Source organism: Alcanivorax sp., assembly GCF_002726155.1.
Lineage (GTDB): Bacteria > Pseudomonadota > Gammaproteobacteria > Pseudomonadales > Alcanivoracaceae > Alcanivorax.
In genome coordinates, this window is record NZ_PBSH01000030.1 from 34651 (window position 1) to 53851 (window position 19201).

Annotated in this window: 15 protein-coding genes and 1 tRNA gene; 7 read left to right on the top strand and 9 right to left on the bottom strand. The window is 57.9% G+C overall.

Annotated elements, in window-relative coordinates:
* Window positions 1-221: 221 nt before the first annotated feature.
* On the bottom strand, window positions 222-1613 hold the full coding sequence (locus CL546_RS08665; RefSeq protein WP_290494148.1) for a KamA family radical SAM protein: 1392 nt from the start codon (window positions 1611-1613) through the stop codon (window positions 222-224).
* Between the two features lie 368 nt (window positions 1614-1981).
* Between CL546_RS08665 and CL546_RS08670 the strand changes: the two genes are divergently transcribed.
* Window positions 1982-3433, top strand: a complete 1452-nt coding sequence (locus tag CL546_RS08670) for a phospholipase D-like domain-containing protein (RefSeq protein ID WP_290494149.1) — start codon at window positions 1982-1984, stop codon at window positions 3431-3433.
* 211 nt (window positions 3434-3644) lie between these two features.
* Entirely contained in the window at window positions 3645-4400 is a 756-nt protein-coding gene (locus CL546_RS08675; RefSeq protein ID WP_290494150.1) for an START domain-containing protein, read from the top strand.
* Here CL546_RS08675 and CL546_RS08680 read toward each other — a convergent pair.
* The 3 genes from CL546_RS08680 to CL546_RS08690 all read right to left on the bottom strand — a co-directional run bounded on the left by CL546_RS08680 (window position 4357) and on the right by CL546_RS08690 (window position 6017).
* Window positions 4357-4533, bottom strand: a complete 177-nt coding sequence (locus CL546_RS08680) for a PLDc N-terminal domain-containing protein (RefSeq protein WP_007149801.1) — start codon at window positions 4531-4533, stop codon at window positions 4357-4359. The genes CL546_RS08675 and CL546_RS08680 overlap by 44 nt on opposite strands.
* An 82-nt stretch (window positions 4534-4615) precedes the next feature.
* On the bottom strand, window positions 4616-5827 hold the full coding sequence (locus CL546_RS08685) for an MFS transporter (RefSeq protein WP_290494151.1): 1212 nt from the start codon (window positions 5825-5827) through the stop codon (window positions 4616-4618).
* 113 nt (window positions 5828-5940) lie between these two features.
* Window positions 5941-6017 (bottom strand) — tRNA-Arg (locus CL546_RS08690).
* A 275-nt stretch (window positions 6018-6292) separates the two neighbouring features.
* On the opposite strand from CL546_RS08690, the gene arsS reads away from it, so the two are divergent.
* The 4 genes from arsS (at window position 6293) to CL546_RS08710 (ending at window position 9011) form a co-directional block, all read left to right on the top strand.
* Window positions 6293-7249 carry an arsenosugar biosynthesis radical SAM (seleno)protein ArsS gene (gene arsS, locus CL546_RS08695; RefSeq protein ID WP_290494152.1) on the top strand — a complete coding sequence of 319 codons (957 nt, stop codon included), beginning with the start codon at window positions 6293-6295 and terminating at the stop codon, window positions 7247-7249.
* Complete coding sequence (locus CL546_RS08700) at window positions 7246-7932, top strand: TIGR04283 family arsenosugar biosynthesis glycosyltransferase (protein WP_290494153.1); 687 nt, start codon at window positions 7246-7248, stop codon at window positions 7930-7932. The genes arsS and CL546_RS08700 overlap by 4 nt, the downstream gene beginning before the upstream one ends.
* Window positions 7929-8555, top strand: a complete 627-nt coding sequence (locus tag CL546_RS08705; RefSeq protein ID WP_290494154.1) for a TIGR04282 family arsenosugar biosynthesis glycosyltransferase — start codon at window positions 7929-7931, stop codon at window positions 8553-8555. Before CL546_RS08700 ends, CL546_RS08705 begins: the two co-directional genes overlap by 4 nt.
* 111 nt (window positions 8556-8666) lie before the next feature.
* Entirely contained in the window at window positions 8667-9011 is a 345-nt protein-coding gene (locus CL546_RS08710) for an Hpt domain-containing protein (RefSeq protein ID WP_290494155.1), read from the top strand.
* A 605-nt stretch (window positions 9012-9616) separates the two neighbouring features.
* Here CL546_RS08710 and fdxA read toward each other — a convergent pair.
* From fdxA to CL546_RS08735, 5 genes are all read right to left on the bottom strand, one after another.
* Window positions 9617-9940, bottom strand: coding sequence for a ferredoxin FdxA (gene fdxA / locus CL546_RS08715; RefSeq protein ID WP_039926233.1), 324 nt, complete (start codon window positions 9938-9940; stop codon window positions 9617-9619).
* Between the two features lie 205 nt (window positions 9941-10145).
* A complete protein-coding gene (mutS, locus tag CL546_RS08720) occupies window positions 10146-12731 on the bottom strand; it encodes a DNA mismatch repair protein MutS (protein ID WP_290494156.1) in 2586 nt (861 codons plus the stop codon).
* A gap of 208 nt (window positions 12732-12939) precedes the next feature.
* The gene (locus CL546_RS08725; RefSeq protein ID WP_290494157.1) at window positions 12940-15420 is read right to left on the bottom strand and encodes a TonB-dependent siderophore receptor; all 2481 of its coding nucleotides are present in this window, start codon (window positions 15418-15420) and stop codon (window positions 12940-12942) included.
* A 103-nt stretch (window positions 15421-15523) separates the two neighbouring features.
* Window positions 15524-16507 carry a FecR domain-containing protein gene (locus CL546_RS08730; RefSeq protein WP_290494158.1) on the bottom strand — a complete coding sequence of 328 codons (984 nt, stop codon included), beginning with the start codon at window positions 16505-16507 and terminating at the stop codon, window positions 15524-15526.
* Entirely contained in the window at window positions 16508-17032 is a 525-nt protein-coding gene (locus CL546_RS08735) for a sigma-70 family RNA polymerase sigma factor (protein WP_290494159.1), read from the bottom strand.
* A gap of 548 nt (window positions 17033-17580) precedes the next feature.
* Here CL546_RS08735 and CL546_RS08740 point away from each other — a divergent pair.
* Window positions 17581-19200: a GMC family oxidoreductase gene (locus CL546_RS08740; protein WP_290494160.1), complete on the top strand. Its 1620-nt coding sequence runs from the start codon at window positions 17581-17583 to the stop codon at window positions 19198-19200.
* Window position 19201: the final 1 nt, after the last annotated feature.

The window sequence follows — 19201 nt, forward strand, 5'->3', positions numbered from 1 at the left end:
TGGGTTGGGTGAATTCATTATTGCTGCCATTCAGCGGTAAGAGGAAGGGGGGGGCAATGAATAGTGAATAATTAATAGTTAATAACGACGCGATTTAAGTGTCGTGTTGTTTGAAACGCAAGAGGCCGCGCCCGAATATCCGGCGCGGCCTCTTGCGTTTCAAAATCAACAACGCGCTCTCGCACCGTTATTAACTATTCACTATTAATTATTAATTGGCGTTATTCGCTTTCCATTTCTGCCAGCTCGTCTTCGAAGAAAAACGTGTCTTCACCGAAGGCCGGCTCCAGGTGATTCAGCCAGGTGGCTTCCTCGTTGTACTTGGCGAAGAAAGGCCGTTGCACCCAGTCGTGGTTGCGGCCCTGAATAAAGCGCAGGGCGAACACTTTCTCGCCGTTGATTTCGGTAACGCCCTGGATTTCCACCTTGCCCGGGTGGCTGGACATGCTCGGGCCGCGCGCGGTGCGGGCGATGCCGGATACCTGTTTCATGGCATCGCGATAGATCTCCCAGGCCTTGGCAAGCGGTACTTCAAAGTAATGCCGGGCGCCGGTGTCGCGCTCCACAAACATGTAATAAGGAATGATGCCCAGCTCGACCTGGGTCTGCCACAGGCGTGCCCAGTCGTCGGCGTTGTCGTTGATGTGCGCCAGCAGCGGGCCCTGGGCGCGAATTACTGCGCCGGTTGCACGTACCCGTTTTACCGCTTCACGGGCGATGTCGGTTTCCAGTTCCTGCCAGTGGTTGTAGTGCGCCATCAGCGCCAGGTGTTTGCCGCTGGCGATCACTTCCTCGAACAGGTCGAGCAGGTCTTTGGCGTCGGCGTCGGAGACCACACGCTGGGGCCAGAAGGTGAGGGCCTTGGAACCGATACGGATGGTGCGGATCTGTTCCAGTTCCAGCAGCGGTTCGATATGCGCCCGCAGGTTTTTGGTTTTCATTACCAGCGGGTCGCCGCCGGTGATCAGCACATCGGAAATTTCCGGGTGGGCCTGAATGTACTTCTTCAGTTGCCCGGCTTCCTTGGTGGCAATTTTCAGGTCGTTGTCACCGATGAACTGGGCCCAGCGGAAACAGAAGGTGCAGTAGCTGTGGCAGACCTGGCCCTGGCTGGGAAAAAACAGCACGGTTTCATTGTACTTGTGCTGAATACCTTCAATCTTTTCGCCATCCACTTCCGGGATGTTGTGTTCCATTTGCCCGGCGGGATGCGGGTTCAGCGCTTCGCGGACTTCGGCGATGGAGGCCTTGATGACGGCTTTGTCGCCTCCGCGCATGGCCTCGGCGACCTTGTCGAAGTGTTCCGGTGCCAGCATGCCTTTCTGGGGAAAGGTGAGCTGGTAGATGGGATCATTGGGAACCTTGTCCCAGTTGATCAGCTCATTGATGACGTATTCATTGACCCGAAACGGCAGCACATTCGCGACCACGTCCATGGCAAAGCGGGTCTCGTCGTCCAGGCGCTTGAGTGGCTCGATCTTGTCGAGCTGGCGCGCCGTGTAGACCTTGAACCGGCGGGGTTCGTCGTAGGCTTGTTCGGCAGATTGAGCCAGCTTGTCGGTGCTCTCACGGGTGTCCTGGTGCAGCGGAATAACCGTATTGGTTTCGGGCATGGTATCGCTCCTCATCATGCGCCGGCATGACGATAACGCCGTCAACACCGGTACACTGGTTGCCTAAACCAGCGGAATTAGTCGTTACTACTGATGGCCAGCGGCGGCTGGCGCTGAGTCGGGCTTGTCTGGCCCGTTTAACGTGCGTCGGCAAGGCGACGCAGAGGACTTGGAACGAATCGCCCCCCAGCCTGATCGGGGAGGAGAGTGGTCATTTGCTGCACGCTGTTTAATAGACGCGAGCCGACCGGTGTTCCAAAAGAGAGCGTATTCTAGGGAAGCGGCGCGCAAAGCGCAAAGCGCAACGGATGCTGGCCTCGCCGGTTATGCTATCGTTGAGCGGATACCTGTTTCAGAGACGGAACTGAATGCCTTTGGATGTCACTTACTGGACCGCTGAAATTGACGCCTTACTGACGATGCTGGACCCCTATTGGCCCTATGCGGCGGCGGCCATCAGTATTGGGTTGGCGGTGACGGTGACGGTGCATGTCGCTCAGAATAAGCGCGATGCCCGTGCGGCGGCGGCCTGGACCGGGCTTGTCTGGCTGGTGCCGGTGCTGGGGGCGCTGCTCTATTACATCCTGGGCGTCAATCGGATTCGCCGGCGGGCACGCCAGCTGACCGGTGGCCTGATTGACAGCAATGATGGCTGGCGCGTTGCGGCCGAGCCTGAACCGGACCTGAAGCATCTGAAAATCCTCAGTCGCCTGGTGGGGCGGCTGACCCACTTGCCGCTCACCGACGGCAACCGCATTACCCTGCTGGATGCCCCCGGCGCTTACCAGGCCATGTTAGACGCCATCGACAATGCCAATGAAAGCATTTATCTGGCCACCTATATTTTCGGCAACGATGCCGCCGGTAAACCGCTGGCTGATGCGCTCTCTGCGGCGGTGGCGCGGGGAGTGAAGGTGCGGGTGCTGGTGGACGGTGTCGGCGCTCTGTATTCCCTGCCGTCAGTGGTCTGGCGGCTGCGCCGTGGCAAGGTGCCGGTGGAGCGTTTTCTGTATTCCCTGGCTCCCTGGCGCATGCCGTACCTGAATCTGCGCAATCATCGTAAATTCATGGTGGTGGACCGCCGTTATGGCTTTACCGGTGGCATGAACATTCGCGCCGGCTATATACAACAACCGCCGAAGATTACCGACCTGCATGCTGGCATCGAAGGGCCGGTGGTGGGGCAGTTATTGCGCAGCTTTGCCGCAGACTGGTATTTCACCAGTGGCGAGTTGCTGGACACCAGTTACCGCGGCCCGGCCTGGCTGGGCGATGTGCAGTCCCGGGGCATCAGTGCCGGCCCGGATGCGGATTTCGACAAGCGTCGCATGACGCTGCTGGCGGCCATTGGCAGCGCGGAATCCCGTATTCGCATCGTCACCCCGTATTTCGTGCCCGATCTGACCTTGCTGGCCACACTGCAACTGGCGCTGCTGAAAGGGGTGCGGGTACAGATTGTCATCCCGCGCAAGAACAACCTGCGCCTGGTGCACTGGGCCAGTCTGCATGCCCTGCGCTGGCTGGTTGCCGAAGGGGCTGAGCTCTATCTGTCGCCGCCGCCATTTGATCACAGCAAAGTGATGACAGTAGATCAGCACTGGGTCATGTTGGGGTCGGGTAACTGGGATGCGCGCAGCCTGCGGCTGAATTTCGAGTTTGATCTGGAGTGCTACGGGGAGGCGCTGGCGGAGCAGATTGATGAAGCGCTGGATGAGAGGATTGCGCTTTCGCAGCGGCTGGATCAAGCCGGCTTTCGGCAAATGGCGCCCTGGCGACGGGTGCGCAATGCGCTGGCGCATATGATGGAGCCTTATCTGTAGGCACGCAGACAGGGTGTGGGGCTGGGGGGGAAATCGTTATAGCAAAATGCCATTATTTGTGTGGTCTTGATCACGGTCTCCCGGTTTTAAGGGATACATCACCTGAACTCTTGGTTATAAAGTAGCCGATTAAACAGGGTGTTTAATCGCCACCAAATATTGAACATTGCGTTACAGCGTGGATGTTGCGCGCAACACTGTCAGGACAATCATGATAAAAAAACTGACAACACTGCTATTGCTGGTGCTGATAGCTATGCCGGCCCTGGCCAGCGACGGGGAATGGGTGCTGGTGACCGACCGGGACGGCATTCAGGTATTTCGCCAGGATGACGTGGACTCACGCCTGAAAACCTTCCGGGGCGTGGCGGATCTGCAGGTGAACGACTTCAACGCCATCGGTGCCTTGCTGGATGATTACGACGCGGTGGCGTCGTTTATGCACATGGTGTCGGAAATCCGTGACCTGAAACGTAACTCGCCCTATCAACGGGACGTTTACGTGACGACACGCCTGCCGTGGCCGGTGAAAGACCGTGATGCCCCCCTGCGGGTAACCTTTTATCAGGAGCCGGTTACGCTGGATTTGGTGATGCCCTTTGCGTTGCACGCAGCGGCTTACCCGGAGCAGTCGCACTATGTGCGCATGCCGCAAATGGAAGGGTATTACCGGTTTTCCCCGGGCGAGGTGGGCAAGGTGCAGGTGACTATCGAAGTGGTGCTGGATCCAGGTGGGGCCTTGCCGGCCTGGCTGGCCAACATCATTCTGAGGGATATACCGTATTTTTCCCTGCGGCGTTTGCAGCGGGTGATCAATCAACCCCGCTTCCAGGGAATCGCCCACGGTTACTACCAGACGCCAGGCGCCTGGCAGCAAGCCGGTGAGGCTCGCGAGGTGGCCGATGCCTCCCGCGAAGCCAAGGCTAGCGCTTCAGGGGTGAGCCCGGCCCCATCAGAGCCCAGATAATCAGGCCGATCAGCGGCACAATCAGCACCAGTAGCACCCACAGCACCTTGGCGCCGGTCTCTGCGGACGATTGGATAATCATTACGATGGCGTAAATCGCCACGGCCAGTTGTAACAGTCCCAGTAATTTCATCGAAATTCCCTTTTTATCCGACGTGAGTCCTTAATCTAGAGGACTTGTGGGAAAGGGTAAATCACCGGGGTGTAAAACCCGGTCAACTTTCCTGGCGATGGGGATGCTGGCGGCGTGCCCCGGCCAGCATCAAGCCGCTATAGAGCAGAGCCACCACTGCCAGCCCGGCCCCCAGCAGAACAACGCCCCACCAGCCCTGGTGATCGTAGGCAGCGGCAGACGCCAGTGAACCGGAGGCGCCCCCCAGGAAATACACAAACATGTAGCCGGAGTTGAGTCGGTTGCGGGCGTTTTCATCCAGTGAAAACACCATGTTCATATTGGTGATGTGCACGGCCTGAAGCGCCAGATCCAGCAGCACGATCCCGGCGAGCAGTGCAATAAGCGAGGTGCCGCCCAGCCCCAGTAACCCCCAGGACAGCAGCAGAATCACGATACCAATGATTGTCAGCCGTTGGCCGTGGCCACGGTCGGCCAGCACGCCGGCGTGGCGGGCCGACAGGGCGCCCGCTGCACCGGCCAGGCCAAACAGGCCGATAGTGGCATCGTTGAAGCCCCAGGGTTCGGCGGACAACAGGAAGGCCAGGGATGTCCACAGCACGCTGAACATGGCAAAGCCCAGAAAGCCGAGTACGGAGCGCTGGCGATACATCTTGTACCGCAGAAACAGCCCTGCGATGGAGGTAATCAGCTGGCCATAGTGCAGCGAGGCGGGCTGGTGGTAGCGGGGCAGCAAGCGCCACAGGGCCAGCGTATTGAGCAACATCAACGCAGCGGCCACCCAGTAAACGGTATGCCAATCACCCAGAGAGGACAGTGCGCCCGCCACGGTACGTGCCAGCAGAATGCCCAGTAACAGGCCACTCATGACCGTGCCGACGACTTTGCCGCGGGTTTCCAGTGGCGCCAGCGTGGCGGCAAACGGCACCAGCACTTGTGCCACTACAGAAAACGCTCCGGTGATGGCGGTGCCGGCCAGCAGCATCGGCAGAGAGCGTGCGCTGGCGCTGATCAGCAACCCGACCATGGCCAGCAGCATCATGATAACAATCAAGCGGCGCCGCTCGACCAGATCACCCAGTGGCACCAGTAGAATCAGCCCCACGGCGTAGCTGGCCTGGGCGGTGGTGACAATAATGCCGGCTTTGGCGTAGCTCAGGCTGAGCTGGTCCGCGATGGTGTGCAGCAAAGGTTGGGCGTAATAGTTGCTGGCGACCACCAACCCGGTGGTGGTCGCCATCAGTAACACCAGCAGCGGACTGAGAGGGGAAGAGGAGGGCGTATCGTGGGTCATGCTGAATCCTGGTATCGGTGCGCGGCGACAGTGTCTGGCAAAGAAGGGCGTTGAGCCAGAGCAATAAGCTGATTGGATTGATGCAAAAAAACGATGCAGGAAAAACGGAAAGGTGGTGCCCCGGAGACGATTCGAACGTCCGACCTAGCGCTTAGGAGGCGCTTGCTCTATCCAACTGAGCTACCGGGGCTTTGCAGGGGGCCAATTGTAAGGACTTTTAGTCGTGGTGCCAGTCTTGAGCAATCAAGAGGTTATTTTATGGACTTTGCTGGAGCTCTGGCGTTTGTAGTTGGGCGCATCAGAGGTAGCCGTAATCCGACATTCCGGTGTTGGACTAGGCTGTTGCGCGGTGCATTTTATCTACGGGGCTGGAGGTTCTGACTGTCTTGTTAGCCGCTTTCACGTAACGTTTGCGACAAGCCTGCATCCAATTGATAGCATTAAGGAAATGGAAACAGGTGAAGTATGCAGGACACCCACGATTTATTGGTGCGCAGCAGCACGGATTTTCCGCCGCTGCGTCGCCATGCCACTTCCGTGTTGCAGGTCAACCTGGGTTACCTGTGCAACCTGAGTTGTGTGCACTGCCATGTGAATGCTGGCCCCACCCGCACCGAGCTGATGGACAAGGCCACCATCGACCTGATTCTTCAGGTGATCCGCAAGCGGGACATCAAGGTGATCGACCTGACCGGCGGAGCGCCGGAGATGAATCCCCACTTTCGCTACCTGGTGCGTGAATGTCATGCACTGGGTGTGGAAGTCATCGACCGCTGTAATCTGACCATTCTGCTCGAGCCGGGTTACGAAGATTTGCCGCAGTTTTTGGCTGATCACGACGTGCATGTGGTGGCCTCCCTGCCGTGCTATTCCGAAGAAAACGTGAACAAGCAACGGGGCAAGGGCGTGTTTCAGGGCAGCCTTGAAGCCATTCGCCGCCTGAACGAGAAAGGCTACGGGGACGACAAGGTGCTGGACCTTGTCTATAACCCCACCGGCGCATCGTTACCGCCTCCACAGGCTGCCCTGGAAGCTGATTACAAGCGTGAATTGATGACGCATTTCGGTTTGCGCTTCAATCATCTGCTGACGATTACCAACATGCCTATCAGTCGTTTTGGTGCGGTGTTGCTGGCCCATGATCAGTTCAACGATTACATGCAGCTGCTGCGCGACAGCTACAATCGCGAGACCTTACCCGCTTTGATGTGCCGCTCCATGGTGAGCGTGGACTATCAGGGGTACCTCTACGATTGTGATTTCAACCAGATGCTGGACATGCCACAAGGTCACCATGAGGGCCATCAGCATTTGTCGAGCTTGCTGAAAGACGACATTGAGGGCGAGCCGATTTATGTGGCCGATCACTGCTTTGGTTGCACGGCGGGCGCAGGAAGCAGCTGTGGTGGCTCGCTGGAATGAGCCGGGTGAGTGTCATCGTGCCGGTGCTTAATGAGGCGGATACCCTGGCCGAGTCGCTGGCGCGGCTACGAGCGGCACTCGCCGACGGCGATGAATTGATAGTGGTAGATGGCGGCAGTACCGACCACAGTATCGACATTGCCCGTGAAGCCGCCGATACGGTACTCACCAGTGATCAGGGGCGTAGCCTTCAGATGAATACCGGCGCGGTATGCGCACGGGGTGTGTGGCTCTGGTTCATCCATGCGGATACGGTGCTCCATGCCCGCCATCGCGAGGCGCTGGGTAGCCTGGCCGGTCGCACCCTGTGGGGGCGTTTTGACGTTCGGCTGAGCCAGTCCCGGCCGCTGTTTCGTGTTATCGCGTTCATGATGAACTGGCGTTCGCGCCTGACCGGAATCGCCACCGGTGATCAAGCCCTGTTTGTACGCCGCGATGTGTTTCGTGAGCAGGGCGGCTTTCCCGAGCAGCCATTGATGGAAGATATTGCCCTGTCGCGAACCTTGCGCGCTCTGGCGCGCCCGGCCTGTCTGCGCCCGCCGGTGATCACCAGTAGCCGGCGCTGGGAACACAAAGGGCCATGGCGCACCATTTGGCTGATGTGGTCCCTGCGCTTTCGTTACTGGCGCGGGGCCAGCCCGGAAGCGTTGCACCGGGAGTATTACCGGGGGGATGCCGGGTGAACGACACCCCCTTGCTGATTATTTTCGCCCGCGCCCTGCATGCCGGTCAGGTGAAAACCCGCCTGATCCCCGCTTTCGGGGCCGAGGGCGCTCTGCAGATTTATCGGCAGCTACTGTGGCAGACGCTTGCTGCCGCAGAGGCGTTTCCTGGTGATGTGCAGCTGTGGCTCGACAAGCCGGATGCACAGTTGCAGCAGGAGGCAGCGGCGCGGGGCTGGTCCAGTTTTTTGCAGGAAGGCGAGGATCTGGGGCAACGCATGGCTGGGGCGTTATCACAGGGATTGTGCCACGCTCCCCGGGTTTTGCTCATCGGCAGCGATTGCCTGTTGCTGGATCGGCCTTATTTCGAGCAGGCGCTGGATGCGCTGGGGCACACCCCTGTGGTGTTCGGCGCCAGTGAAGACGGTGGCTATGTGCTGCTGGGCAGCAGCCGGGCAGCGCTCTGGTCTTCTGACCGTTTTAGAGGTGTACGCTTCGGTGGTCCCCATGCGTTACAGGATAGCCGGGCCTGTTTTGCCCCGGAGCAAACCGGGGTGTTGGCGCCCCTGTGGGATGTGGATGAGCCGGACGATGTGGCACGGGCCCGTTCATCCGGACTTTTACCGCCTGTCACTTTTTCCTGATTTGACGGGTGTCAGCGGTGCCCGTGCTTGCTTAAATTTCCAGCTTGTAACACATAACAGGGTTTCTGTAGCTGCTATGGTAGCCGCCGTAAAGGATGACGGAGCAGGTTGATGCACGATAGATCGGTCCTCGATGTCGAGGTCGTTTCCGAATTGCAGGATATTATGGGCCAGGATTTCCAGATGCTGGTCGAATCGTTCCAACGCGATGGCGAGCAGCGTTTGGCCGCGCTGGATCAGGCGTTTGCGGCTGGCGATGCGGAGACCCTGCGCAGCCAGGCGCACAGTTTCAAGGGCAGCAGCAGCAACCTGGGGGCAATTCATGTTGCCAGTCTGTGCATGGAGCTGGAAACGTTGGCTTCCAGCGGTGACCTTTCCTGCGCGCCCGCTTTGCTTCACTCCCTGAAACAGCATTTCCAGCAGGCCTGTGCGGCGTTAAACGCCACCTTGGCGTGAAATGGGGCCGTCCAGCGGCCAATTTCAGGCAAAAAAAACCCTCTTCCGAAATTGGGGTGGAAGAGGGGGGTTGTGAGCGCTATTGCTAGCGCCTTGGGGGGATACTGGTTGGCTTGGTGATGCTGTATAACACCACGTTTTCCATGGAATTAATGCTACCCAGAAGTGTGACGCGGTGCTGTAAAAAGCAGTGAGGAAATGTAAAAGCTTGGGCGCCTTTTAGCGTCGGGATGTAGCCCTCCGGGGCACGGGCCTGGCGTGGTGAGACGAGCTTGTAAGAGATCTCTTACAAGGCTGTAGGAAAAAACAGTTTTTTTCTGCTTTTTTTGGCGTTCAAAAACAAAACTTCAAAGCTTAACCTGCTGTTTTTCCTTATATTTTTCTGTTTTGTGTGGTTTTTACCCAGACTTTTAATATTTATTTTACCCACAGAGCAAAATACGGTTGATATAGTGTTTCCGTGCTTCAGGGAATTGAGCACAAGGATTTGCAAGGAATGCAGTACAGGGATGTTGCGGTGAGCGCAAAAGGGTCAGGATGACTCGACGCAAAAAGGGCGGCAGGATGCCGCCCTTTTATTTTGCCTGGAGAAAAGTGATCCGCGTTTAGCGGACCAGCTTCTCCCGCTTGTTCGGCACACCGTCCCACTCTTCAGCGTCGTCCGGCGCATCTTTCATTTCGGTAATGTTCGGCCACTTCTCTGCCAGATCCGCGTTGATCTCCAGGAAGTCCTGCTGGTCGTCCGGCAGTTCATCTTCCGAGAAGATGGCGTTAACCGGGCACTCCGGTTCACACAGTGCACAGTCGATACACTCGTCCGGGTGGATAACCAGAAAATTTTCGCCTTCGTAGAAACAGTCTACCGGGCACACTTCCACACAATCGGTGTGTTTGCAGTTAATGCAATTCTCACCTACTACGAACGTCATAGCCTGTCCTCGCCAGGTGTCTTCATTTTGTACAGCGCCAAGGGCTGATTATAACAGCAATAGGCGCGGTCTCGCTTGGGGTGGCGCTAGTCTAGCGATATGCCCAGAGGCAGGCAAACGCAGCGTTGATATAAGGTTATAGCGGCAGCAGGCCGCAGGAGACAACGGCCACCGCTTTTGGGTTGCAGCTATGCTCCCACGGTATTCAGACCAGTCCTTTCAGCTTATACAGTGCCTCCAGCGCCTGCTTGGGGGTCAGCTCATCCGGGTCTATGCCGGTAAGGGCCTGCTCTACAGCACTGGGCTCATTGAACAGGCTGGCCTGGGCCGGTGTCGCCGCGGCGGGCGTGGTGCCAACGGCAGGGGCGTTTCCCGCAGAGCTGGATGCTGCCAAGGGTTTGCCTTCTTCCAGCTCGCGCAGTTTATTGCCTGCTTCATGGATCACGCTGGCCGGCACACCCGCCAGTTGGGCCACCTGCAAGCCGTAGCTGCGGCTGGCTGGACCTTCCTGTACCCGATGCAGGAACACGATTCGGTTGTCATGTTCGCTGGCGGTGAGGTGGGCGTTGTAGATGCCGGGCAGTTGCTCCGGTAGCTGGGTCAGCTCGAAATAGTGGGTGGCGAACAGCGTGAACGCCTTGAGATTGCGCGCCAGGTGCTCAGCGGCGGCCCAGGCCAGGCTCAGGCCATCAAAGGTGCTGGTGCCCCGGCCGATCTCGTCCATCAGCACCAGGCTCTGGGCGGTGGCATTGTTGAGAATGTTGGCGGTTTCCGACATTTCCACCATAAAGGTGGAGCGCCCACCGGCCAGATCATCTGAAGAGCCGATGCGGGTGAAGATCCGGTCCAGGCTGCCAATGCGAGCACTGGCCGCGGGCACACAGCTGCCCAGGTGGGCAAGCAGGGCGATCAGCGCAGTCTGGCGCATGTAGGTGGATTTACCGCCCATGTTTGGGCCGGTAATGATTACCATGCGGCGAGCGTCATCCAGATGCAGGCTGTTGGGCACGAACGCATCGTCCAGCACTTGCTCTACGACTGGGTGGCGGCCATCCACGATCTCGATGATGGCGTCGTCGTCGACCAGCTGTGGGCGCACCCAGTTGAGGGCTTCGGCACGCTCGGCCAGGGAGGCGAGCACATCCAGCTCGGCGACGGCGGCAGCGCTGCGCTGCAGGGCATGCAGATCGGCGGCCACTTTTTCCAGCAATGCTTCGTAGAGGCGCTTTTCCAGCGCCAGCGCCTTGCTGGAGGCAGACAGGGCCTTGTCTTCAAACTCTTTCAGTTCCGGGGTGATAAAACGTTCGGCATTTTTCAGGGTTTGGCGGCGTTGATAATCCGCTGGCGCCTGATCGGACTCGCGTCGCGACAATTCAATGTAATAGCCGTGTACCCGGTTGTACTTCACCCGCAGGGTGGAAAGCTGGGTGCGTTCGCGCTCACGGGTTTCAATGTCGACTAAAATAGCGCCGGCGTTTTCGCTGATGGAGCGCAGCTCATCCAGCTCTTCGCTGTAACCGGGGGCAATCACGCCGCCGTCGCGAATCAGCATGGGCGGATTTTCAATCACCGCGGTGCCCAGCAATGCCACCTGATTCGGAAACTGGCCGATACGCTCGATTAATTCGTAGAAGCAGTCGGCGGCGGGTAAAGTGCCAATCAACGGCGGTAGTGCCTTCAGGCTGGCATGCAAGCGAGTCAGGTCGCGGGGGCGAGCAGAACGCAGAGCTACCCGGCCGAGGATCCGCTCCATGTCGCCGATATCATTCAACACATCGCGGGCGGATTCGAAACACCAGCCCTGGCGCAGGGCGTCGATCTGGTCCTGTCGTTGGGTAAGGGTGGTGCGGTTGCGCAGCGGCTGGTGCACCCAGCGCTTGAGCAGGCGCGCGCCCATGGCGGTTTGGGTGCTGTCCAGCACCCAGGCCAGGGTGTGCTGTTCCTGGCCATCCAGGGTTTCGGTCAGTTCCAGGTTGCGGCGGGTGGCCGCGTCCATGGCCACTGCGTCGTCAAAACTTTCTACGGCCAGGCCGGTAATGTGCGGTAGCTCACCGCGCTGGGTCTCCTTGGCATAGCCAAGCAGGGCGCCGGCGGCGGAGACCGCCACGGCGGTGGGTTCACCGAAGCCGGCCAGATCCTGTACCTGGAATTGCTGACACAACTGGCGGCGGGCGGCGTCCTCGTCAAATTCCCAGCCGGGCCGTTTGCGCGTGCCGGGGCGTTCAGCCCAGCGGCCCGGCAGGCCGTGTTCCTCGCTGAGCAGAAGCTCCGCCGGTGACCAGCGTTCCAGCAGGGCCTGCAGTTGTTCGGCACCTTCTACCTGGGTGACCACGAAGCGCCCGGCGGCCAGGTCCAGGCTGGCGCAGCCGTACTGGTTGTTGTGGTCGAAAACCGCGCACAGCAAATTGTCACGGCGCTCTTCCAGCAGCGCCTCGTCACTCACCGTGCCCGGAGTAACAATGCGCACCACCTTGCGTTCCACCGGCCCTTTGGCCAGGGCGGGGTCACCGATCTGCTCGGCAATGGCCACGGATTCGCCCAGCTTCACCAGCCGAGCCAGGTAGTTCTCCGCCGCATGATAGGGAATCCCTGCCATGGGAATCGGCTTGCCGGCACTCTGGCCCCGTTGGGTCAGGGTAATGTCCAGCAACCGCGCCGCCTTCTGTGCATCCCCAAAGAACAACTCGTAGAAATCGCCCATGCGGTAGAACACCAGCTGATCCGGGTGCTCGGCCTTGATACCGAGGTATTGCTGCATCATCGGCGTATGTTGGCTCAGGTCCGCGCTCACAGGGCCTCCATGGGGGTAATGAATCAATGGGCGCTCATGATATAGCGATATGGGAGAGGAATCATGGTGGATTTGGGGGAGTTGGGTGAGGGGTGGTTTCGGGCTGATTATTCCTGGGGGCATATATGGATTGAGGCGTCTTTATGAGGAGCACAGCGATGGGGGCATGCGCCCCCGATGTTGCCGCCGGTGCTCTTCGCAATGGTTGTTACCAGTGGTAGTTAACCGTGCCGATAACGCTCCGTGTTTCCCCGTAATAACATTCGGAGTCATTGCAGTTAGACAGATACTCCTTGTCGGTCAGGTTGCGGGCGTTAACGGCTAATTCCCAGGGGCCGATTTCATAACCGATCAGCGCATCGAGCAATGTGTAGTCAGGTATTTTTGCCGGTGCTTCTTCATTGGCACCATAGGTCGATCCCGTATAGCGGGCTCCTGCGCCAAGCTTCAAACCAAAACCAAAGGTGTAGTCAGACCATAACGAGAACTGGTGCTCGGCGTAGTTAAAGGAACGCTTGCCGATTTCGCTTGGGTTGGCGCTGTCGGTGACATCGGCTTCCGGCGTCCAGCTGTATGCAGCCTTGAGGTTCGTATTGGGTAGCACTTCTGCCACGGCTTCCAGTTCGATTCCTCGCACGGTGACTTCACCGGTGTTGCGGGGGGCAAAGCCGGTATCGTAGGTGACGTAGTTTTGTCTCATCAGATCGAATGCCGCAATGCTGTAGGTGCTGTTGGCCCCCGGGGGCTGGTAGCGCATGCCCACTTCATATTGCCGCCCGGTTTCGGGATCAAAGGGGTTGCCAGTGGCAGGATCGATTGTTGCGGTTGGAGAAAAGGATTCCGAGTAACTGATATAGGGGGCGAGACCGTTACCTACCAGATAAACCAATCCGGCGCGGCCGCTAAAATTTTCATCGGTCTGTTTGTCGTTTGAGCCGCTCAATTGATCATCGTTTTCGATGACGGCACGGTCAAAACGTCCGCCAAGGGCAAGCACCCAGTGCTCGTCGAACTTGATCTGATCCTGGAGATAAAAGCCGGTCTGTTTGAGTACGGTATTGGCATCGATGAACGGTGATGCGGTTAACGTGACTGGCGAGCCGTAGACCGGGTTGTAAACATCAATGGGATCGACTGTGCCACCCCAGTAAGCGGTGACATCAAAATCAGACCGTTGATAATCCAGCCCGAATAACAGTGTGTGCTGCCAGCGTCCGGAGCGCCAGTGAGCTTCTACCTGGTTGTCCAGAGTGAGCTGGCTGGCGGATTCGTCACTGCCAAAGGGTGTGCGGTCTAACAGACGGAAGTTCTCGGGAGCGCTTGGGTCTCCGGCATTGACGGTAACAAAACGCGGGTTATAGAAGCTCTGATAGTCGGTATCGAATTCCCCGTAGCGCGCGTTCTGACGAAGGGTCCAGGTGTCGTTAAGATGATGCTCGAACAGATAGCCGATCATCCACTGTTCCTGATTATAGCGGCTGAAATCCGGTTCCCCCCAGAAGGTGGAGGCGGGGATGTTGCCATTCGGGTTGGGCAGCAAGGTGCCTTGAACGGGGAAATTGCTCCAGTTGGAGGCTACGTTCATGTCCAGGTATTCGGCCAACAACGTTAGTTGGGTGTCATTGGAGGGGCGCCAGGTCAGAGAAGGCGCAATGTAGGTCCTGTCATTGGGCAGGTCGTCGCCGACGGACAGGTCAGCATCCCGTTCCAAAGCGGTTAACCGGTAAAGCCATTTGCCATCGCTGTCTGCTTGCCCTGACAGGTCTGTCGCGATTTGCCTGCGATTGTCTGTACCAATCTGGGCGCTGATTTCACGAATCGGGGTGCGGGTCGGCCGCTTGCTGACCACATTGATCAAGCCGCCAGCGGAGTTCTGTCCATACAATACGGAGGATGGACCTCGCAGATATTCAATGCGTTCGATACCGTAATTCTCGGTTTGCCACACGGCCCAGTTCCCGCTATTGCGTAATTGCAGACCATCCTGATAAAAGCCCGGGGAATAGGCGTCAAAACCTCGTAGATAAATCCAGTCGTATTGCGAGTCGTTGCCCCAGGGGGTTGCGCTGACACCGGGGGTGTAGCTCAACGCTTCCTTGAGCGTGGTGGCGCCGGTGGTTTTGACCTGATCGGCGGTGATTACCGAAATGGATTGCGGGATTTCCAGAATCGGGGTGTCCGTTTTGGAGCCTGTCGCGCTTCGTTTCGCGGTAAACCCTTCTACCGGCCCGTAAGCGGATTCACCGATTCCTTCTGCATTGACGGTGACCGGTGCCAGGGTGACGGCGCTGTTTGTGGCTCCCACCAAGGTCACAGTATTGCTGCCGGAAAACTGAAACCGGATGCCCGAGCCTGCCAGTAACTGTTGCAGCCCTTGCTGAACCGTATATTCCCCGGTCAGTCCGTTACTTTTTTTACCCTGCGTCAGTTCTCCCGCGCCCGCCAGATAAAGCCCTGTTTGTGCTGCAAAACGGTTCAAGGCATTGGATAGGGGGCCTGCGGGAATATTGAACGTGGTACGGGTTTGTGACGCGGCAAGGTTTTGTGCGTTGGCGGATTGGGGCGAGAGTATCGGGCCTGCCAGCGTAATAGCGATGACGAGCCCGGCGCTCGCCAGTTGGATGGCCCGCCCGGTGGGGCGAGTGTTATGCCGTAAATCGGTGGGGTGATACGGGTTGCCAACGGGCATGTTAGGGACTCCCTCAATCGGTAAAAATTCTCGTTCTTTCCTTAACACGGGCGAACGGAAAAAAGGGGAAGCCTTGATGAGCACTTTTTTGACTCGGGGAAATTCAGTGACCGGGTTCCAGGGTTACCCACCACGGCAGCACGCGCCGGGCACGTATCGGTAGCGCATTTTCCAGCATGGCCAGAGTGTGGTCGGGCTTGTCGATGGGGTAGGTGCCTATCACTTTTAAATCGGCCACCGATGTATCCACGGCCAGGTAGCCGTGGCGGTACCGGCTCAGCTCGTCCACCAGCTCTTGCAGCGAGATGTTGTCGGCAACAATCAGGCCTTGTTGCCAGGCGACACGTGAAGATTGCGCCTTTATCGGCTCATCGATTGCGTTGGCGCTGAAGGCCGTGTGCTCCCCGGCTTGCAGGGTGAGTCTTTGTTCGCTGGTGGTGTTGATTTCCACGGCACCTTCATAAACCGAGATCTGCGTATCCCCGTATCCTTGCTGCACGCTGAAGCGGGTGCCAAGAGCGCGTAAGCTGCCTTGAAGCGTAGTCACCACAAAGGGGCGCGCGAGGGCGTCTTTGGCTGTTTCAATGAGGATTTCGCCGTCCCTCAGTTTGATGTGACGAATCGTATCGGTGTAGCTGATATCCACGGCGGTGGCGGTGTTGAGCCATAGTTGCCCGCCATCACTGAGTGTCAGTTGGCGTTGTTCGCCGGTGGCAGTGCGGTAATCCGCTGACAGGGCATGGGCCAGCTGGCGGGCCGTGGCGGGCAGCGTTGTCTGGCTCCAGATCAGCCAGGTTGCCACGCTCGCCAGGCCGCCGCCCACAAGGGTCCGGCGCGTAATTCGGCTGCTGCGGGTGCCATCAATGATTTGCCGGGCACCGGTTGTACCGGCCTGTTGTTGAGCATGCTGAAAGCGTTGGCCTACCTGTTCCACATAGCGCCAGGCTCTCTGGTGCTCCGGGTGATCGTTCAACCATGCTTCCCACTGATCTCGTTCCTGCTGGCTCACATCTTCGGCAAGCATAGTGGCAAACCACTGTGCGGCTTGTTGCAATATATGATGGGCGGGCAGGTCGGGTTGTGACATCTAGCTCACCGAATGATGGAAACGGGCTTCGATTAGCATGCACTCCAGCATTGCTTTGGCCATGTAGTTTTTGATCGTACGCTCTGACACATCCAGCTGTGCCGCAATCTGTTTATAGGTGAGCCCGTCGATTTGTGAAAGCACGAAGGTTTTCGCTACTTTTTCCGGTAACCGGTGAAGCATTTCATCAATTTCGCAGAAAGTCTCCACAATGATCGCGTGCTCTTCCGGCGAAATGTCCAGCGCTTCCGGACGGGCCGCGACCACGTCCAGCCAGGCTTGCTCCACGGATTGGCGGCGCCAAAGGTCGATACACAGGCGGCCTGCTACGGTACGCAGGTAACTGCGGGCGGCGCCCAGATTATTGAGGGGACGCGGATTGGCGAGCAGGCGGACAAAAGTGTCCTGGGCCAGATCCGCCGCCAGGGCAGGGCAGCCGAGCCGGCGGTTAAGCCAGCTTTGTAGCCAGCCATGATTCTCGTTGTACAGCGTTTCCACCGGCAGCGATCCTGTTGTCGCCGACATAAGGTCGCCCCCAGCGTAAGTGATCGAATAATAAGCGGCGAGAGTAAATGAGAATAGATATCATTACAATATCGAGGCGTCTTGCGCTTGGCTGTTTGAAAGCAATCCAGTTCAACGTGATTGAGGGCGGGTGCCGACGGGATGGCCTCCCGCAAGTCGCTGCCGTTAACTGATACAGACTTGCCGCTTGATTCATATTACCGGGCCAGGAAAACGCAAGAGTGCTTGCCATAACCCGTGTCTGCTCCACCCTCAGGTATTTCCTCAATTCCACATGCCCTTCTGATTTGAAGTGCGGTGCGGGAATAGTGCTTCCATCGGCGCGTTATCCCTGCCATTGCTCCGGCGCCACCCAATTTTGCTGCGTCACCGTATAGGTCTGGTCCAGATCGGTTTTCGTTCTTCCTCTGGGTTACGAAAAGACTACAAATTGATCAATACAAACAATCTGGACAAATGACCAAATTTAATGATTGACTGAGGTCATGCCTGTGAGGACTCCGTGGATCAGGCCATAAAACAGCAAAACAATAATTCGGGAGAGTATGATGAAATTTGACTACGTCATCGTCGGCGGAGGTTCAGCGGGAGCTGTGCTGGCCGCTCGTCTAAGTGAGGATCCCTCGGTATCTGTCTGTCTGCTGGAAGCTGGTGGCAAGGGAGATCACATTCTGATTCGCGCCCCTGCCGGGGTGGTGGCAATGATGCCTGGCCACGGCAAGATCAGTAACTGGGCCTTTAATACCGAGCCACAGCCGGGGCTGAATGGCCGGTTGGGTTACCAGCCACGTGGCAAGGCGCTGGGTGGTTCCAGCGCCATCAATGCCATGCTGTACGTGCGCGGCCATCGTGAGGATTACGATGGATGGGCCGAGCAGGGGTGTGAGGGTTGGTCCTGGGACGAGGTGCTCCCGTATTTCCGCAAATCGGAAAACAATGAGAATGGCAGCAATGAGTACCATGGTGACAATGGTCCGCTGCATGTTAGCAACCAGAAAAGCCCGCGCCCGATGACCCATGCCTTTGTTGAATCTGCCTGCCAGGCGGGGTATGCCGCCAAGGCAGACTTTAATACCGGTGATAACGAAGGGGTAGGGATCTACCAGGTTACCCAGTTTCACGGTCAGCCTAAAAACGGTGAGCGTTGCTCTACCGCAGCGGCCTTTCTCCACCCGGTGATGGAGCGCAAAAATCTGACTGTTCTGACTGGGGCCCATGCCACCCGGATTATGTTCGAGGGCAAGCGTGCCAGCGGTGTGCGTTACAGGTGCAAAGGCGAGGATGCCGTGGTGAATGCCAACCGTGAGGTGCTGTTGTGTGGTGGGGCATTCAATTCTCCCCAGCTGCTGCAGCTGTCTGGTGTAGGGCGCCCGCAGGACATTACCCCTCATGGTATCGAGATGGTTCACGAACTGCCCGGCGTCGGTCAGAACTTGCAGGATCATCTGGACTTTATTCTCGCTTACAAAAGCAGGGACACCGATAACTTTGGTATCGGTGTGGCGGGGAGCGCCAATCTGCTCAAGCACATGGCCCAGTGGAAGAAAGACGGAACGGGCATGATCGCTACACCATTCGCGGAAGGGGCTGCGTTCCTGAAAACGGATGAGTCATTGTCGAAGCCGGATATCCAGCTGCACTTTGTTATTTCCGTGGTGGATGATCATGCTCGAAAGCTTCACATGGGGTATGGCTTCAGTTGTCACGTTTGTGCGGTGCGGCCGCATTCGCGCGGAAATGTCTTCCTCAAGAGTGCGGATCCGTTGGCGGATCCGGGTATCGATCCGAAATTCTTGTCGGATGAGCGGGATCTGGAAACCACCATCAAGGGAGCAAAGATGACCCGTCAGATTCTCGAGGGTCAGCCGATGGCGAAATACCGTCAGCAGGAACTGTTTGGTGTGCGTGACGGTTTGAGCGACAAGGAATGGGAAGCCCATATTCGCTCCCGGGCCGACACCATTTATCACCCGATTGGCACCTGCAAGATGGGTATCGACAGCATGGCTGTGGTCGACCCTCAATTAAAGGTTCATGGGCTGGAAGGGCTGCGAGTGGTGGATGCATCGGTGATGCCTACTCTTACCAGCGGTAATACCAACGCGCCCACCATAATGATTGCCGAGAAAGCGGTAGACATGATTCGCACCGCTGCTGCTAACGCCTGAG

Bases quoted from the DNA above. Each gene is read 5' to 3' on its own strand.
- CL546_RS08730 (WP_290494158.1), bottom strand. From the start codon at position 16,507: ATGTCACAACCCGACCTGCCCGCCCATCATATATTGCAACAAGCCGCA.
- CL546_RS08710 (WP_290494155.1), top strand. From the start codon at position 8,667: ATGCACGATAGATCGGTCCTCGATGTCGAGGTCGTTTCCGAATTGCAG.
- fdxA (WP_039926233.1), bottom strand. From the start codon at position 9,940: ATGACGTTCGTAGTAGGTGAGAATTGCATTAACTGCAAACACACCGAT.
- CL546_RS08685 (WP_290494151.1), bottom strand. From the start codon at position 5,827: ATGACCCACGATACGCCCTCCTCTTCCCCTCTCAGTCCGCTGCTGGTG.
- arsS (WP_290494152.1), top strand. From the start codon at position 6,293: ATGCAGGACACCCACGATTTATTGGTGCGCAGCAGCACGGATTTTCCG.
- CL546_RS08675 (WP_290494150.1), top strand. From the start codon at position 3,645: ATGATAAAAAAACTGACAACACTGCTATTGCTGGTGCTGATAGCTATG.
- CL546_RS08665 (WP_290494148.1), bottom strand. From the start codon at position 1,613: ATGCCCGAAACCAATACGGTTATTCCGCTGCACCAGGACACCCGTGAG.
- CL546_RS08740 (WP_290494160.1), top strand. From the start codon at position 17,581: ATGAAATTTGACTACGTCATCGTCGGCGGAGGTTCAGCGGGAGCTGTG.
- CL546_RS08725 (WP_290494157.1), bottom strand. From the start codon at position 15,420: ATGCCCGTTGGCAACCCGTATCACCCCACCGATTTACGGCATAACACT.
- CL546_RS08680 (WP_007149801.1), bottom strand. From the start codon at position 4,533: ATGAAATTACTGGGACTGTTACAACTGGCCGTGGCGATTTACGCCATC.
- CL546_RS08700 (WP_290494153.1), top strand. From the start codon at position 7,246: ATGAGCCGGGTGAGTGTCATCGTGCCGGTGCTTAATGAGGCGGATACC.
- CL546_RS08670 (WP_290494149.1), top strand. From the start codon at position 1,982: ATGCCTTTGGATGTCACTTACTGGACCGCTGAAATTGACGCCTTACTG.
- CL546_RS08735 (WP_290494159.1), bottom strand. From the start codon at position 17,032: ATGTCGGCGACAACAGGATCGCTGCCGGTGGAAACGCTGTACAACGAG.